The following is a 16,001-nucleotide window of genomic DNA, read 5'->3' as shown; positions in this document are numbered from 1 at the left end:
TCGCCCGGAATGTCGTGAGTACATTGACCACGACACTGCTGGAAGTTCGGGCGAACCGGACTGACGGGTTCCGGGGAGGACTCTTGACCACGACCGAGGTTCGGCCCCGATCGCGATTCGCGTCCTGGCTGCTCGAGGACGCGGGCGAGCAGCATTCGCAGCTGCCCGGGCCGATGGCCAAGCGCGCCCCCAAGGAACGTCAGCATTCCTGGTGGAAGGTGATGTGCCTGACCGGCGTCGACTACTTCTCGACGCTCGGCTACCAACCCGGCATCGCGGCGCTGGCGGCCGGTGTGCTGTCGCCGCTGGCCACGCTGGTCCTGGTCGCGCTGACCCTGCTGGGCGCGCTGCCGGTGTATCGGCGGGTGGCCAAGGAGAGCCCGCACGGCGGCGGTTCCATCGCCATGTTCGCGACCTTCCTGCCGAGCTGGTGGGGCAAGGTCTTCATTCTGGTGCTGCTGGGCTTCGCGGCCACCGACTTCACCATCACCATGACGCTCTCGGCGGCCGACGGTGCGGCCCATATCGTCGAGAATCCGCTGGTACCCGATGCCCTGCACGGGCACAACATGATCATCACGCTGATCCTGCTCGCCCTGTTGGCGGCGGTGTTCCTCAAGGGTTTCAGTGAAGCCATCGGCATCGCGGTGGTGCTGGTCGGCACCTACCTGGCGCTGAACGTGGTGGTCGCGGTGACCGGCATCGTGAAGGTGCTGCAGGCCCCGCACGTGATCACCGACTGGACGCATCTGCTCACCGCCGAGCACGGCAGTCCGATCGCGATGGTCGGGGTCGCGCTGCTGGTGTTCCCGAAGCTGGCACTGGGTCTGTCCGGATTCGAGACCGGCGTCGCGGTGATGCCGCAGATCAAGGGCGCGCCCGGTGATACCGAGGAGTACCCGCGCGCTCGAATCGCCGGCACCCGCACACTGCTCACCACCGCCGCGCTGATCATGAGCGGCTTCCTGGTGATCACCAGTTTCATCACCACCGTGCTGATTCCCGAGGCCGCGTTCGAACCGGGCGGACCCGCCAACGGCCGTGCGCTGGCGTACCTCGCGCACGAGCATCTGGGTGACACCTTCGGCACCGTCTACGACGTCAGCACCATCGCGATCCTGTGGTTCGCGGGTGCCTCGGCCATGGCGGGCCTGCTCAATCTGGTGCCCCGCTATCTGCCGCGCTTCGGCATGGCTCCGGAGTGGGCGCGCCAGATCCGGCCGCTCGTCCTGGTTTTCGCGGCGGTGGCCTTCGGCATCACCTGGTATTTCGATGCCTCGGTGGATGCCCAGGGCGCGGCCTACGCGACCGGTGTGCTCGTCCTGATCACCTCGGCGGCGGTCGCGGTGACGTTCTCGGCGTGGCGCAAGCAGCAGTACAGCCGGGTGCTGGGCTTCGGTGTGGTGTCGCTGATCTTCGTGTACACCACCATCGACAACATCATCGAGAAGCCCGCGGGTGTGCACCTCGCGATCCTCTTCGTCATCGCGATCCTGGTGGTGTCCTTCGCCTCCCGCTTCCGGCGGGCCTTCGAACTGCGTGCCATCGAGGTGAGCTTCGACGAGCGGGCCGCCCGGGTGATCGACGAGCTCGCCGCGCGCGGCGAGATTCGCATCGTCACCCACGACATCGACGAGCGGCAACCGCAGGAGTACGCGGAGAAGGAAGCCGATCAGCGGCGCGAGAGCCACATTCCCGACTCCGAGCCGATTGTCTTTCTCGAGGTCGTCGTCAAGGATCCCTCCGAGTTCAGCACCGATCTGCTGGTCACCGAGGTGGTGGTCGAGCAGTACCGCATCCTCACCGTCGACGCCGCCGCCGTCCCCAACTCGATCGCGGCCATTCTGCTCGCCATCCGCGACCGCACCGGCGTCATCCCGCACGTGTATTTCGAATGGTCCGAGGGCAATCCGCTGACCAACCTGCTGCGCTTCATGTTCTTCGGCGAGGGCGAGGTGGCCCCGGTGACCCGCGAGATCATTCGCCGCGCGGTCCCGCGCCGCTCCCAGCGCCCACACGTGCACGTGGACAGCTGAGGCCACCCGTCCGGGCGGGATAGTTGCCAAATCTAGATGTAACTGCTGGTTTCACACACGGGTAGAATATTGCTACGCTCACGCAGCAAACGCCTGATGTGGATCCGGTCACCCTGACCCGCCCAGGCACAGTGTCGTTTCACTGAACCAGGAGTATCGATGAAGCTACTTCCGAAACTGGGCCGCGCCGCGGAGACCGAACCCGGTGAGGTAGCGCTGCACGCTCGGAACGTGCAGTTCGACTGGTCCGAGACCTCCCCGGTCTGGATGAAGTCCGAACCGATCGCCTCGCACGTCCTCAACGCCCTGAGCATGCTGCTGCCCGAAGGTGAGCGCATGTTCCTGGTGACCTACGGGGAAGCGCTCGAGCTGGTCAAGGACGAGAAACTCCGGGAAGCCATGATCGGCTTCATCGGCCAGGAATCCATGCACGCCGAGAGCCACAACGGTGCGCTCGAGGAGGTCCTCGCGGCGCACGGCATCGACGTGGAGCCGTACGTGCGCCAGGCCGAGTTCCTGTTCCGTAAGACCCTCGGACCGCGAGAGATGCGCAGTGAGGCAGCGCGGCAGCAATTGCTGGTGGAACGCCTCGGCGTGATCGCGACGCTCGAGCATTTCTTCGCCTTCCTGGGCGACTGGGTGCTCAATGCCGATCTGGAGGGCGCCGACGCGGATCCGCAGATGCTGGACCTGTTCCGCTGGCACGGCGCCGAAGAGGTCGAGCACCGCATGGTCGCGCACGACGTCGCGGAATACTTCGGGGTCGGCTACCTGCGCCGCGGTGCGCTCATGCTGCTGGTCTTCCCGATCTTCATCGCGCTGCTGCTGCGCGGCACCAAGTACCTGGTGCATCAGGATCCGGAACTGCCCAACCATCGGTACCCGATGCTGGTGGGACGGATCTTCGCCGCGATGTGGCGCGGCCGCGTGCCGGGCATCCCGTCGCTGCTGATCAGCGCGCTGTCCACCTTCAAGCCGGGCTACACCCCGGAGCCGGTCGGTTCCACCGCGCAGGCCCTGGCCTACCTGGCGCAGTCCCCGGCCGCCCGGATGATGGCGTCGTGACCATGCCCGCGACCCGGCCGGTTCCGGCCGAGCCACCACGTGACCTGTACGGGAAGGAACGCTCGGACCGCGCCACCCGAGTGCTCGACCTGATCGCCGAATCTCGTTTGCGCTGGACGACTTTCGTCAATCGCAAGGAGCCGCCCGCGCGGATCGACGATCATCGGATCCCGCTGACGGTGGTCGAACGCCGGGTGGAAGCGCACGACACCGACGTCATCAGTCTGATGCTCGTGGCCCAGGACGGGCGCAGGCTGCCCGCGTGGCGGCCGGGCGCACATCTGGATCTGGAGCTGCCTTCCGGACGGATCCGCCAGTACTCGCTGTGCGGCGATCCGGCCGATCAGCACAGCTATCGCGTTGCGGTGCGGCGCATTCCGAACGGTGGCGGCGGATCGCTGGAGGTGCACGATCAGCTGCCGGTGGGCACACCGCTGATCGTGCGCGGACCCCGCAACGCGTTCCCGTTCGTGCTGCCGGGCTACGGATCATCCGCTGCCCGAGTGCATTTCGTGGCCGGTGGTATCGGCATCACGCCGATTCTGCCGATGGTGCGGATGGCGCACCGGCTCGGCGTGGACTGGTCCATGGTGTACGCCGGGCGCAGTCGCGACACCATTCCGTTCCTGTCCGAGGTGGAATCCTTCGGCGATCGAGTCACCGTGCGCACCGACGACGAACACGGGTTGCCCACGGCCGCTGATCTGTTGGCCGGCGTCGGCCCGGACACCTCGATCTACTGCTGTGGACCCACGATCATGACCGCGACCATCGCCACGGCCGTGCGGTCCATGCCGGGCGTGGAGATGTACTCCGAGCGCTTCTCCGCCCCGCCGGTGGTGAACGGCACCGCCTTCCAGGTCGAGCTGGCCGCCAGCGGTGGTGTCGTGGACGTGGCCGCGGACAGGTCGGTGCTCGAACAGGTCCTCGAAGTTCGTCCCGACACCCAGTATTCGTGCCGCCAGGGCTTCTGCCGCACCTGCAAGGTGCGGGTGCTCGAGGGCGAAGTCGATCACCGCGACACCGTGCTCACGTCCGCCGAGCGGGCCGCGGGAGAGATGCTCATCTGCGTATCCCGTTGTGCCGGCGACCGTTTGGTGCTGGACCTCTAGCACCCACTCCCAGGAGAAGATCGTGACCGATCAAACGACCATCATCCCCGCCTCCGAACGCGTCGTCCGCAACGGTGAATTCGAGATCGCCGTCTACGAATACGGTGAGCCGTCCGCCGAGACCATCGTGCTGGTGCACGGCTGGCCCGACGACAATCACCTGTGGGATCGCGTGGTGCCGCTGCTGGCCGACCGCTTCCACGTGGTCACCTACGACACCCGCGGGCACGGCCGCTCCACCCGCACCAGCAAGACCGAGGACTACAAGCTGGCGAACTTCGCCTCGGACTTCTTCGCGGTCGCCGACGCGGTGAGCCCGGACGAGCCGGTGCACATCCTGGCCCACGACTGGGGTTCGGTGGAGATGTGGGAGGCGGTGTGCGAACCGCAGGCCGCGGACCGCGTCGCCTCGTTCACCTCGGTGTCCGGCCCGAACCTGGATCACCTGGGCGCGTGGACTCGTACTCAGCTCTCGCAGGGCAAGGTGTGGGGGCCGTTCACTCAGCTGCTGTCCTCGCTGTACACCGGCCTGTTCATGACGCCGGGAGTACCGCGCGTGGTACTCAAGCCGCTGGGCACCGAGAAGGTGTGGTCGCGGTTCGTCGGACTGATGAACGACACCTCGCCGGAGAACATCAAATTCGGCCCGGAGTTCCGTCGCGACTTCTTCGACGGCATGCGCATCTACCGCGCGAACATCCTGCAGCGCATGGGTGAGCCGCGTGAGCGCCGCACCGAGGTGCCGGTGCAGCTGGTGATCGCGCGCCGTGACGTGGCCGTGCGGCCCGCGGGCTACAGCGACACCAAGGAGTGGGCGCCGAACCTGTACCGCCGCGAGGTCGGCGGCGGGCACTGGCTGCCGTTCTCGCATCCGGAGCTGCTGGCCACCGCCACCACCGAACTCGTCGATTCGCTGCGCACGGGGGAACTCTCGCGGGGACTGCGTCGCGCCGAAGTCGGCAGACAGCAGCGGCCTTTCGACGATCAGCTGCTGGTGATCACCGGGGGCGGCAGCGGCATCGGCCGTGAGACCGCACTCGCGTTCGCGCGGGGCGGGGCCGAGATCGTGCTGTCGGACATCAATCTGGACTCGGCCAAGGAAACCGCGGAACTCATTGCGCGCGAGGGTGGTACGGCGCACGCGTACCAGCTGGACGTGTCCTCCGCGGACGCGGTGAACGAGCACGCGGCCACCGTCATCGCCGCGCACGGCGTGCCGGACATCCTGATCAACAATGCCGGAATCGGCCAGGCGGGCGACTTCTTCGAGACCTCCGCCGCCGAATTCGACCGGGTGCTGAACATCAACCTGCACGGAGTCATCAACGGCTGCCGCGCCTTCGGCAAGGCCATGGCCGAACGCGGGCTGGGCGGACATATCGTCAACCTGTCGAGCATGGCGGCCTACAGCCCGCAGCGCGGCTTCTCGGCGTACTCCACCAGCAAGTCCGCGGTCTTCATGTTCTCCGACTGCCTGCGCGCGGAACTGGCGGGCAAGGGAATCGGCGTGCACACCATCTGCCCCGGCATCGTGCACACCAATATCGTTGCCAATACCCGTTTCGCGGGTGTCTCCGAGGCGGAGGAGGCGGCCAAGCAGCAGCGCTACGACAAGCTCTACGCCGCGCGCCGCTACGGCCCGGAGAAGGTCGCCGCACAGATCGTCAAGGCGGTCGAACGCGATCGGGACATCGTGCCGGTGACGCCCGAGGCATGGTTGCAGTACCGCTTCAGCCGGTTCGCCCCGGCGGTGAACCGCTTCTTCGCCGCGCGCGTGAAGCTGACGTAATCCCTACGCGCAGTAAGAACATGCCCTCGCGGACCATTCGCGGGGGTATGTTTCGTTTCGGCGTTCCCGCGGTGTCGCCGCGGTCATGTGCCGCCGGTGAAGCATGCGATGCCACATATCAAGCAGCGGGCATCGCGTTCGGTCAGGTGAGGTGCGCGGATAACCGCCGCGGATTCGGGACGAGCGCGCAGTGCCGTGGCCGTGCACCGGCTGCGACGAGACAGGCTCCGGAGTCGTTGCTCCGGGGAAATTTCGGCTTTCGTGGCAGCGCGTGATCCGCTACCCAGCACCCGCTCCGTTCACACCCGGTAGTGGTCCCCGAAATGATGGGTCTGCCCGAGATCGCTGTGCGACAGTAGATTTCGGACATGGCAGCAACAATCATCGGAATCGGGATCGCGGTGTTCGTCTTCCTGTCGATCGCCGTGATCTGGCTGGGGGACATCAAAGATCGGAACCGCCGCAAGCGGCGTGGCCGTGGCCGCGGAGGTGCCTGGCGCGCGGGAGGTTACGGCGGATCCTCCTCCGGCGGCTACCTCGGCGGTGGCTGTGGCGGCGGCAGCGGTTGCGGCGGCGGGAGCAGTTGTGGAGGGGGCGGTTGCGGAGGGGGTGGTGGTTGCGGCGGTGGCGGGGGTTCCTGATCGCGGTCGCACACATGACGAACGACGACCCGAAGCGCAGCGTGATCACCGACGGGGGGAGTTGCCGGTCTGTCGGACCGGCAACGACCGTTCACGCCCGGGTGCGCAGGGATTCCTCGATCGCGTCCACTCGCTCCGGCGAGATGCCCCACAGATGTTCGACTCCCACAACCGTATCCAGATTCCAGAGCACACACTGCTCGTCCGGTCGCGCCACCAGCGTCCATGCCACCACGGTGCGGCCCAGCTGATCGGCCATCGGATCCACCACCGCTCCGCGCGACCCCTCACCCTCGGGGAAATGGTGCAGGAAGCGCCCGTATGCCGCATCGCAGAACCGCGCGTAGCGCATGGTGCACAGGATCAGGCCGTGCCAGGCCTCGTCCACCGCATGTGAGGGCATGCCGATCACCTGGTCGTCGCGCATGGCCGCGCCGCAGCACCGCAACCATTGCCGCAGACCGGTTTCCACCAGGTCGCGGGGTTGCCACGGACTGGTCTTGAAGACCGCCTCCGGAATCTCCAGAGCATCCACCACACGGTTCAGTTCGTCGATCGACGGGCGTCGGAAGCGTTGTAGCACCATGATTCACCGTACGTCGCGATAAACCGATGGTCATGCCCCCGATTCACCCCCTATCGTCGAGCGGTATGCGACTCGAGGTCACCAGCGACGCGGTCGAGTATCAGAAGCTCACCGCGGAATTCCTGGGCCGTGATCCGTTGCGGCATACCGTTCTTCTGACGATTCTCGACAATATGGTCAGCGGCGTCTCGGTGTATCCGGGCCGGTTCGTCTCCGTGCACGAGGGCGCGTGCGTGATCGGCGCGGCCTCCTGGACCGAATCGCACGGTGTCATGCTCAGCGAGCTGCCCGACAGCGCCGTCGAAGCGGTGGCCGATGTCTTCGCCGAGACCGGCGTACCGGTACCCGATGTCGAAGGCGTCGAGGACCATGTCCTGGCCTTCGCCGAACGCTGGACGAGCGGGCGCGAGAGTCGATTCGAGCTCGACTACCGCACCCGGCTCTTCCGGCTCGGCGAACCGGTGATCCCCTCGGTGCCCGGCCACGCCCGCAGGGCTGTCGAGGCCAACGAGCCGGTGCGTGACTTCGCCCGATACACGCTCGACTCGCGTTTTCGGCAGTGAATCGGCCCGAACCGTCGATGCGGTTCGGGCCGAATCGGTCTGGTGCTGTCCGGGTCAGGCGACCGGGGCATCCGTGTCGTCGTCCGGCTGTGTCCGACCGCGGGTGGCCCGCAGGCTGGTGAGCGTCACCGTGGCCAGCACCAGCACGATCACCACCAGCGATGTGACGGTGGGGATCTGCGGTACGCCGCTCCAGATGCCGTGTGCCCAGTGCAGAACCAGCTTCACGCCGATAAAGGCGAGGATCGCGGCCAAGCCGTAAGCCAGATGCACCAATCGCGACAGCGCGGCGTGCAGCACGAAATACAGTGCGCGCAAACCGAGTAGCGCGAACGCGTTGGTCGCGAACACCAGGAACGGGTCACCGGTGACCCCGTACACCGCGGGGACCGAGTCGACGGCGAACACCAGGTCGGTGGCGATGACCGCGGCCACCACCAGCGCGAGCGGGGTCAGCGCGCGGCGTCCGGCCTGGCGGACGGTGAGCTTGGTGCCCTGATAGTCGTCGGTGACCGGCCAGAATCGGCGCAGTAGCCGCACCGACTTCATCGACGAGATGTCGACTTCCTGATCGTGACCGCCGGCCGCGTCGGCCAGCAGCTTCACGGCGGTGATCAGCAGGATCACGCCGAACAGCAGGAAGGCCCAGTCCAGCGTGGCCAGCGCGGCCGCGCCGAGGGCGATGAAGATGCCGCGCAGCACCAGCGCGCCCGCGATACCGAACAGCAGCACCCGCTGGGCCAGCACCTTCGGCACCGCGAACGCGGACAGCAGCAGCATGAACACGAACAGGTTGTCGACCGAGAGCGACTTCTCCAGAAGATAGCCGGTGAAGAACTCGACGGCCGGTGTGCCGCCCTTGTTCGCCCACAGGAAGAAACCGAACGCGACCGGCAGGGCGATGTAGAAGACGGACCACCCGATCGCCTCCCGCATGGAGACCTCGTGCGGGCGACGGGTGAGCGCGAAGTCCAGCACCAGCAGGATCAGGACGACGCCGATCGTTCCCGCCCACAGCCAGGGCGTGCCGACGGACTCGATGACGGTGGAATTCGCGAGTACGGAAAGGGTAGGACTCAACGGGACCTCCTCGGGCATGGGTTACCAGCTCGAGGTCTCCTTCACCCAGGGTGCCGAACGGCCACAGCGTGGGCGATCATCCGGGGGCCGCGGCGGCGCGACCCGTACTGACCGGAATAATCTTGGGAAGTACTCCCCTCTGTGACACAGAATAGCCGAGCCTTAGCTCAGCTGTCCAACTTCACGTGCCCCCGCGTGCGCCCGCCGGGCCTGCTACCTGGGGCTGAGCACTACGACGGCGATCTGCCGCGATGTCTTCTTCTGGTACTCGGCGTACCGCCCCGAGTTGACCTTGTCGACCAGCGCGAACCGCCGCGCGTAGTCCGGATCGTCCGGGTAGGTGGCGTGGGCGGTGACCGGGATCTTCTTCGTCCCGACCTGGATCTCGATCTCGGGCGAGGCCTTGAGGTTGGCCAGCCAGCCCGGCGGGCGCGAGGAGCCGCCGTTGGACGCGGTCACCAGGAAGTCCTTGCCATCGGTCGCGTAGGTCAGCGCCGAGGTTCGATCCTTGCCGGACTTGCGCCCCACGGTGCGCAGCAGCAGCGTCGGATTCCCGAACAGAAGCCGGTGCCCGACGACCCCCCTGCTGTTCTCGTAGATCCACTGATGCCCGCGTAGCACGTTCACGAACAGTCCCGCCATGGTTCCTCCTGCACTCGTGGTCGCCGTAAGCCTATGCGCGACGCCTCATTCCGCGCGCCGCCGCCCGATTTGCCCTATATTTACCCTGCCCGGTGGGGGTTAACGGGTCGGGGGGAGTTCAACGATCTGGTCACGGAGCCGTGGATACGGTCTTGCCGCCCCGTCCTGCCGGCGGTTCGAGAAACACCCGATGACTACAGGATCGAAGATATGAACACAGCTCTCGCCGTCCCGATCAAACAGCGCAATCCCGTTCTGGTGTGGTTGGTTTGGCCCCTCATCACCCTCGGCATCTACTTCCTGGTCTGGTACTACAAGATCCACAAGGAGATGGCCGAGCTCCGCCGCGACCCCGAAGCCCCCGTCGCCGGCCCGCTCCTGGTCATGATCTTCCTGTCCTGGACCGGCATCGCCGCCATCATCAGCTTCTGGCGCACCGGAACCCGCATCAAGGAATCCCAGGAAAGCGCAGGCCTCGAAGGCACCTGCAACCCCCTCTACGGCTTCCTCCTCAACTTCGTCTTCGGCCTCGGCATCCTCTACTACCAGCTCGAGCTGAACAAGATCGCCGACCGCTTCGCGCAGTAATCGTGTCCGCGCCCTGCCCCGGCCACACTCACGGGCAGGGCGTCCCGGACATGCCGGGGTCCGAATAGGCAACCGCTACCCCGAAGCGGTAGCATCGCGAGGCCCGCGGGGTACTTCCAGCGGTTCGGGGCGGTAGCTCAGTCGGTTAGAGCCGTGGACTCATAATCCATTGGTCGTGGGTTCGAGCCCCACCCGCCCCACTTCCCTGCCAGACCAGCTCTTCCGGGCGCCTTGATTGCGAGCCGTACGAGCACAAACCTCACCCAGCCAGGTATTCGCGCAAGACTCCGGTCATATGGGGCGCCAGGGTTGGAGATTTCCGAGAGCTGAAGTCTTCAAATGCCCTGCGGTAGAGGAGATCATCTGCGCCTACAGTTCGACAAGATGGCGGGGAGCGGGCTGCCGACCACCAGAGGTGCTGCGGCGCAGGAACGTCCGCTATCAGTTGGCGGTCGCTCGTCGTCCGCTGGTGGTCGCCGGGTGTCAGGCGGACTTGCTTTGAACCAGGGGGTTCGGTTCGGGGTGGGGTGTGGCGTTTTCGGGGAGCAGTTGGAATGCGTACGAGACGAGTCCGGCCTGCAGCCTCGATTCCACGTCGAGCTTCGACAAGATCTGGGTGACATGGGCTTTGACGGTTCGCTCGGCGATGTTGAACTGTTGTGCCATGGTCCGGTTGGACTTGCCGGTGCCCAGCATGAGGAACACGTCGAGCTCGCGTTCGGACAGGTTTTTCACCCGGCCGATCTCGTCTTTCCAGTACTCGGCCACCACCTGATGGTCGTGGTCGATCGCGGCCACCGAGGGTTGCCGCACTGCGTCATCCATCTTCGACATCCCCACGCTCATGCCCCCGCCGATGCGATGCGACGGACCGCGTCCGTCGCATCTGGCAGATTGTGTCAATAATCCGAAAATACCATGACGCATGCTAAACGGTTGGGTGGTGCTGCCCCTGCAACTGTGGGCATCGCAGGTCGCGCAAGGGTTGCCGACGGGCGAAAAATGTTACCCGCCATAATATTTCGTGAGGTGCGCTTATCTCGCAGTCACCACCGGTTACGGCGCTTCGATGGGAATCGTTGTGGGAGTAGCCAACCCGATGCCGAGGTGTCAAGTGGGCTAGTGCTGATCGGCCAGATCCGGTGTGGTGTTCTTTGCCGCTGCGGGCGGTGCGGCGGCAGCCTCGGGCGTCGTGAAGAACACCGCGGCGACCGCGCAGACGATCAGCAGGAGCACTGTCAGGTACAGCGAGTCGGTCAGGGCGGAGGAGTACGGCGCCTTGACCGAGTCGGGAAGGGGCCCGGCCTCGCCGGCCGAGGTGGGCAGCCCGTGCGCTGTCATTCGCGCGGCCAGCAGGGCTCCGATGCCCGCGCTGCCGAGCACGGACCCGACCTGGCGAGTGGTGTTGTAGATGCCCGAGGCCGCCCCCATCTGCGGCAGTGGCAGGCTGCGCAGCGCGGTCGCCGGGAGCGGCGCCCAGATGCAGGAGCTGCCGATTCCGCAGAGCGCCGACATCACCAGCATCAGCGGGATGGACCCGTCGGGGGTGGCGAGTGCGACGAACCACAGCACGGCCGCGGTGAACAGGGTGAAACCGAAGGTCAGCACGTAGCGCGGCGGCACCCGGTCCGAGAGCTTGCCGACGAACGGCGACAGCACCGCGGACACGACCGCCATCGGGGCGAACACCAGCGCCGCCTCGGTCGGCGAGAGGTCGCGCACGGCCTGCAGGTAGAAGTACGACGGGACCATCTGGGCCGTCATCGCCGCGCCGAGCGCCCCGGTCGCCACATTGCCGAGCGAGAAGTTGCGGTTCCGGAAGAGCCCGAGCGGCACCAGCGGTTCATCCTTCACCCGCCCCTGATACGCGAGGAACAGCGCGAGTACCACCAGACCGCCGATGATCAGGGCCCAGATCCAGCCCGCCCAGTGGTAGCTGTTGCCCTCCTGGATGCCGAACACCAACGCCGACATGCCGATTGCGACGACGACCATTCCGGGAATGTCGAAGCGATGGGAGCTGGTCGGCAGCGCAGGAACCAGCCACACCCCCAGCGCGAACGCGATCAGACCGATCGGGACGTTGACGTAGAAGATCCATTGCCAGCCGCCGCTGTCGATGAGCACGCCGCCGAAGATCGGGCCGACCAACGTCGCGATACCCGCGACGCCGCCCCAGACGCCCATGGCCGCGCCGCGCTTGTCCCACGGGAAGATTCGCCCGATCACCGCCATCGTCTGCGGCGCCATCAACGCCGCGCCCAGGCCCTGCACCGCTCGGGCGGCGATCAGCGATCCGATGCTGCCGGCCAGGCCGCACCACAGCGACGCCCCCGTGAAGATCGCCAGTCCGCCCAGGTAGAGGTACTTCGGTCCGAACCGGTCGCCGAGGCGGCCGGTGATGAGCAGCGGCACCGCGAAGGTGAGCAGGTACGCGCTGGTCACCCAGATCACCTTGGGCAGGTCGGTGTCGAGGCCGCTCATGATCGCGGGGTTCGCCACCGCCACGATCGTCATGTCCAACAGGATCATGAAGTAGCCGACGCACAGCGCGCCCAGTGCCCCCCATGGGTTGCGTTCGGTCGTCATGTCCCCGTCCTCGATTTCTTTGTTGATCGACACAAAAATAGGTAGCAGTGCTCCGGAAGCCGCGTCAAGGGTTATCTTTAATGAACGACACAGAATTCATCCGGGGTCGGGAAAGGCTGGTGCGAAGTGGGAGAGCGTGGCCGCCCGCGCGGTTTCGACCGTGACGCGGTGCTGCGGCAGGCGATGCTCGCGTTCTGGAGCAAGGGCTACGAGGGAACGTCGATGACCGACCTCACCAGCGCGATGGGGATCGCCTCGCCGAGCATTTACGCCTGCTTCGGTTCCAAGGAGCAGCTCTTCCGCGAGTCCGTTCGGCTCTACGACTCGATCGCGGGCATCCCGGCGCGACGGGCGCTGCAGGACGCGGCCGAGGCTCGCGCAGCGGTACACGGAATGCTCTCCACGAGTGCGGATTTCTACGCCGATCCCGCGACGCCGCCCGGCTGCATGGTCGTCATGGCCGCGCGGACGGCGATCGGACCGGACGTCCAGGTCTACCTCGCGGACCTTCGCCGCGGGATCCAGGACGCGATCGCCGCCCGGCTGCGACGAGCCGTCTCCGAGGGCGATCTGCCCGGCACGGCGACGGTCGAAGCGATGGCGGCGTTCTACACCACGATCCAGCAGGGCATGTCGATCCAGGCTCACGACGGCGCGACCCGAACCGACCTGGACGCGATCGTGGGCGCCGCCATGTCCGCGTGGGATCCGCTGGCGGGCATCGGATGACGCCCGCCTCACCGATGCGCCGATCCGCGTCGAATGTCAGTGCACCGCGCTGATTTCGGTTGCCGATACCGCCTCCCGCACCGTCCCGGCGAGCGCGTCGAGCAGAGCGTTCGCGCGATCCGCGGACAGTAGACCCTCGACATACCCGAGGTTCAGCGACAACTCGTCGGCGCCGATGCCGACGGTCAGCATGACCAGACCGCTGATCGACATCCCGGAGACGGATTCGATGCCGGAGACTTCCCACTGCCCGATGCGCGCCGGAAAGTCGCCGGTGTCCAGCACCGTCATGCACAGGTTCCCGGGACCGCGGGCATCGAGCTGTTCGATGATCCGGTCCGCGTGGGCGGGCGTCTCGGGCATCAGATAGCCGATGCCGAGCAGACCGGCGAGGTGCCGGCGTTCCTCGACGCGCACGTCGTACTCGGTCTCGAAGCCGGACGCGACCTCCCACAGCGGCGGCCCGGCCTGGGTGGGTACCGCGATCATCGACTGATACGCCCCGGTGCGCGTGTCATCCAACGGTTCGGCCAGATGCCGCCGGAACTGCACCGAGACGCCGATGGGGTAATGCGCGTGCGGCACACCGGTATCCGCGGCCGCGGCACGGGCCAGTGCGGCGGCCACCACGCTCTGTGGTAGGACCGCACGTTCCTTGCAGGCCGCCAGCAGGGCCCGGTATTCGGGGCCATCGAGCACGCGCCGCACCGCGCGGCTCGTGCGCTGCTCCGGCGGCACCTCGGCATCGGTGGACAGCCGCAGGGGGTTGCGTTCCTGGTCGCGCTCGGCGGCCTCGCGCACCCGGCCGAGTGCCGCGCGCTTGCCGTCGGGGTCCTGAAACTCCCTGGGCAGCAGTGCTTCCGGTGGTGCCGGGGCCGGGATCTCCGGAACCCAGCCGATCGTCTCCGCGGCCGCGAACTCGAGTACCTGCCGGGCGAAGGACACCATCGTCACCGCATCGGCGATCGTGTACGTGGAGGTCAGCAGCAGGTCGTGGACGCCGGGCGCGGAGGTGATGAGCGTGGCACGCAGCAGCGGCGCCGCGGTCGAGGCGGGGTCGTGTCCGGTGGCCGGATCGAGAGCGTGCTCCGCCGGGTCGAATCGCACCCGCAGTTCGGCGTCGATCTCGGCGGTCCAGTCGCCGGAGGTGACCTCCCGCAGCGGGATCGGTTGCGGGGCAGCCGGTACGAACCACGGGTCGCGGCCCTCGTCACTGCGCACGAGTACGTGCAGCACGGGATGCCGCCGGACCAGCGCGGCGAGGCCGGAGCGCACGGCATCGGCGGTCAGATTCCCCTGCACGCGCACTCGGGACACCAGGTGCAGCGGTGCGACCTGGTCGACGGTCCAATGCCAGCGTTCCAGCGGGGACAGCGGGCGGGGCAGCACGCCGGGCGAACCCGGCTCGTCGAAACCCGGCCACGTCATCGGTTCCAGGCTCCGGGTGTGGCCGGTGTCGCCGGACATGTAGCGGTCACGCGCCGCGACGCGGTCGGGATCGACGGTCTGCTCGAGCTCGCCGAGCTTGCGTGATTCGTCGACGAACATGGTGGTGCGGGGAATTCGGCGCCGCTCGTAGACGCGCAGCGCGGTCTCGGCATCGTCGTGGGTGGACAGCGCGTGCGCCAGGACGACCGCGTCCTCGATGGCCGCGTTCGCGCCTTGGCCGAGGCTGGGCAGCATCGGGTGGGCGGCGTCGCCGAGCAGGGTGACCCGGCCGCGTCCCCATTCTGACAGTGCCGGGCGGTCCTGGGCGGGGAGGGCCAGGATGTCGGATTCAGGTGTGCCGGAGATGATTTCGGTGAGCGGCGGAGCCCACTCCGCGAACCGGGCCAGCAGATCGTCCTTGCCGTACGGCCAGTTCGAGGCCAGCTCGGCGGTGGTCGTCTGGGTGCCCCACCAGTAGATTCGGCCGTCGCCGAGATCGCTGATGCCGAATCTCGTTCCGGTGCCCCAGTATTGGACGGACTCGCCGACCTCGACGAAGCTGCGGTCGAAGCGCGCCAATGCCAGCCAGCACACGAACTCTCCGGGGCGCGGCGGCTCGTCGCCGTGCAGTTGGCGGCGGATCGCGGAATTGATGCCGTCCGCGCCGATCAGCACGTCGGCACGCAGGGTGCGCCCGTCGGCCAGTTCCACCTGCACCAGGTCGGAGGTCTCGGTGAATCGGAGCACCTCGGCGCCGGATTCGACGCGCAGATCGGCGCCGCAGGCGGCCAGCAGGACGTCGTGCAGATCGGGCCGGGCCAGCACGACGGCGGGTGCGCCCAGCAGCGCCTCGGCCGGAGCGACCTCGACCCGGCGCATCACCGAGCCGTCGGGGCGGCGATAACTGGCCGACAGCGCCCGGCCACCGACCCGGAGCAGTTGCTCGTCGATGCCCAGATCCAGGGTGCGCAGCGCGTTCAGCGCATTCGACTGCAGCGACAGGCCGAATCCGGCGGCGCGCAGTTCGGGGCCCCGTTCGCACAGCACCACCTCGATGCCGGCTCGGCGCAGCGCCGCCGCGGCGGTGAGACCGCCGATGCCCGCTCCGACGACGATCGCGGATTTCACGGGAGAATTCACTGGATCTCCTTGC

General features: G+C 67.1%; 13 protein-coding genes and 1 tRNA gene. 8 read left to right on the top strand and 6 right to left on the bottom strand.

The window, feature by feature from the left end; genetic code table 11:
- Positions 1-173 precede the first annotated feature (173 nt).
- The 4 genes from NJ1_RS21060 (at position 174) to NJ1_RS21045 (ending at position 6,002) form a co-directional block, all read left to right on the top strand.
- The gene (locus NJ1_RS21060) at positions 174-2,036 is read left to right on the top strand and encodes an APC family permease (protein ID WP_245717506.1); all 1,863 of its coding nucleotides are present in this window, start codon (positions 174-176) and stop codon (positions 2,034-2,036) included.
- Positions 2,037-2,195: 159 nt separating this feature from the next.
- Positions 2,196-3,101 (top strand): metal-dependent hydrolase, encoded by a 906-nt coding sequence (locus NJ1_RS21055; protein WP_067697044.1) that lies wholly within the window; start codon positions 2,196-2,198, stop codon positions 3,099-3,101.
- 2 nt (positions 3,102-3,103) lie between these two features.
- On the top strand, positions 3,104-4,213 hold the full coding sequence (locus tag NJ1_RS21050) for a PDR/VanB family oxidoreductase (RefSeq protein ID WP_067697042.1): 1,110 nt from the start codon (positions 3,104-3,106) through the stop codon (positions 4,211-4,213).
- 19 nt (positions 4,214-4,232) lie between these two features.
- The gene (locus NJ1_RS21045; protein WP_067697185.1) at positions 4,233-6,002 is read left to right on the top strand and encodes an SDR family oxidoreductase; all 1,770 of its coding nucleotides are present in this window, start codon (positions 4,233-4,235) and stop codon (positions 6,000-6,002) included.
- 732 nt (positions 6,003-6,734) lie between these two features.
- On the opposite strand, the gene NJ1_RS21040 is transcribed toward NJ1_RS21045, so the two are convergent.
- Positions 6,735-7,229, bottom strand: coding sequence for a UCP032817 domain-containing protein (locus NJ1_RS21040; protein WP_067697040.1), 495 nt, complete (start codon positions 7,227-7,229; stop codon positions 6,735-6,737).
- Between the two features lie 65 nt (positions 7,230-7,294).
- On the opposite strand from NJ1_RS21040, the gene NJ1_RS21035 reads away from it, so the two are divergent.
- Positions 7,295-7,792, top strand: coding sequence for a hypothetical protein (locus NJ1_RS21035; RefSeq protein ID WP_067697038.1), 498 nt, complete (start codon positions 7,295-7,297; stop codon positions 7,790-7,792).
- A gap of 54 nt (positions 7,793-7,846) precedes the next feature.
- Here NJ1_RS21035 and NJ1_RS21030 read toward each other — a convergent pair whose 3' ends face one another.
- The gene (locus tag NJ1_RS21030; RefSeq protein ID WP_245717497.1) at positions 7,847-8,872 is read right to left on the bottom strand and encodes a TerC/Alx family metal homeostasis membrane protein; all 1,026 of its coding nucleotides are present in this window, start codon (positions 8,870-8,872) and stop codon (positions 7,847-7,849) included.
- Between the two features lie 213 nt (positions 8,873-9,085).
- Entirely contained in the window at positions 9,086-9,514 is a 429-nt protein-coding gene (locus NJ1_RS21025) for a nitroreductase family deazaflavin-dependent oxidoreductase (RefSeq protein ID WP_067697035.1), read from the bottom strand.
- 210 nt (positions 9,515-9,724) lie between these two features.
- On the opposite strand from NJ1_RS21025, the gene NJ1_RS21020 reads away from it, so the two are divergent.
- A complete protein-coding gene (locus NJ1_RS21020; RefSeq protein WP_067697033.1) occupies positions 9,725-10,102 on the top strand; it encodes a DUF4234 domain-containing protein in 378 nt (125 codons plus the stop codon).
- 126 nt (positions 10,103-10,228) lie between these two features.
- Positions 10,229-10,302 (top strand) — tRNA-Ile (locus NJ1_RS21015).
- A gap of 283 nt (positions 10,303-10,585) precedes the next feature.
- On the opposite strand, the gene NJ1_RS38280 is transcribed toward NJ1_RS21015, so the two are convergent.
- Positions 10,586-10,927, bottom strand: a complete 342-nt coding sequence (locus NJ1_RS38280; protein WP_218025233.1) for a response regulator transcription factor — start codon at positions 10,925-10,927, stop codon at positions 10,586-10,588.
- A 294-nt stretch (positions 10,928-11,221) separates the two neighbouring features.
- A complete protein-coding gene (locus tag NJ1_RS21005) occupies positions 11,222-12,691 on the bottom strand; it encodes an MFS transporter (RefSeq protein WP_067697181.1) in 1,470 nt (489 codons plus the stop codon).
- 126 nt (positions 12,692-12,817) lie between these two features.
- Here NJ1_RS21005 and NJ1_RS21000 point away from each other — a divergent pair, with 126 nt between their 5' ends.
- Positions 12,818-13,420, top strand: a complete 603-nt coding sequence (locus tag NJ1_RS21000) for a TetR/AcrR family transcriptional regulator (protein WP_067697031.1) — start codon at positions 12,818-12,820, stop codon at positions 13,418-13,420.
- A 36-nt stretch (positions 13,421-13,456) separates the two neighbouring features.
- Here NJ1_RS21000 and NJ1_RS20995 read toward each other — a convergent pair whose 3' ends face one another.
- Positions 13,457-15,988: an FAD-dependent monooxygenase gene (locus NJ1_RS20995; protein WP_067697029.1), complete on the bottom strand. Its 2,532-nt coding sequence runs from the start codon at positions 15,986-15,988 to the stop codon at positions 13,457-13,459.
- Positions 15,989-16,001 lie beyond the last annotated feature (13 nt).

It is taken from the genome of Nocardia jejuensis NBRC 103114, from assembly GCF_001613145.1.
In the GTDB taxonomy this organism is placed as follows: Bacteria; Actinomycetota; Actinomycetes; order Mycobacteriales; family Mycobacteriaceae; genus Nocardia; species Nocardia jejuensis.
The sequence above is the reverse complement of the archived record's forward strand: the minus strand, read 5'-3'. Positions and strand labels throughout refer to the sequence as shown.

What these genes read in the sequence shown, in the direction of transcription:
- NJ1_RS21020 (WP_067697033.1), top strand. Translation starts at nt 9,725, where the DNA reads ATGAACACAGCTCTCGCCGTCCCGATCAAACAGCGCAATCCCGTTCTG.
- NJ1_RS21025 (WP_067697035.1), bottom strand. Translation starts at nt 9,514, where the DNA reads ATGGCGGGACTGTTCGTGAACGTGCTACGCGGGCATCAGTGGATCTAC.
- NJ1_RS21040 (WP_067697040.1), bottom strand. Translation starts at nt 7,229, where the DNA reads ATGGTGCTACAACGCTTCCGACGCCCGTCGATCGACGAACTGAACCGT.
- NJ1_RS21005 (WP_067697181.1), bottom strand. Translation starts at nt 12,691, where the DNA reads ATGACGACCGAACGCAACCCATGGGGGGCACTGGGCGCGCTGTGCGTC.
- NJ1_RS38280 (WP_218025233.1), bottom strand. Translation starts at nt 10,927, where the DNA reads ATGGATGACGCAGTGCGGCAACCCTCGGTGGCCGCGATCGACCACGAC.
- NJ1_RS21035 (WP_067697038.1), top strand. Translation starts at nt 7,295, where the DNA reads ATGCGACTCGAGGTCACCAGCGACGCGGTCGAGTATCAGAAGCTCACC.
- NJ1_RS21050 (WP_067697042.1), top strand. Translation starts at nt 3,104, where the DNA reads ATGCCCGCGACCCGGCCGGTTCCGGCCGAGCCACCACGTGACCTGTAC.
- NJ1_RS21060 (WP_245717506.1), top strand. Translation starts at nt 174, where the DNA reads ATGGCCAAGCGCGCCCCCAAGGAACGTCAGCATTCCTGGTGGAAGGTG.
- NJ1_RS21055 (WP_067697044.1), top strand. Translation starts at nt 2,196, where the DNA reads ATGAAGCTACTTCCGAAACTGGGCCGCGCCGCGGAGACCGAACCCGGT.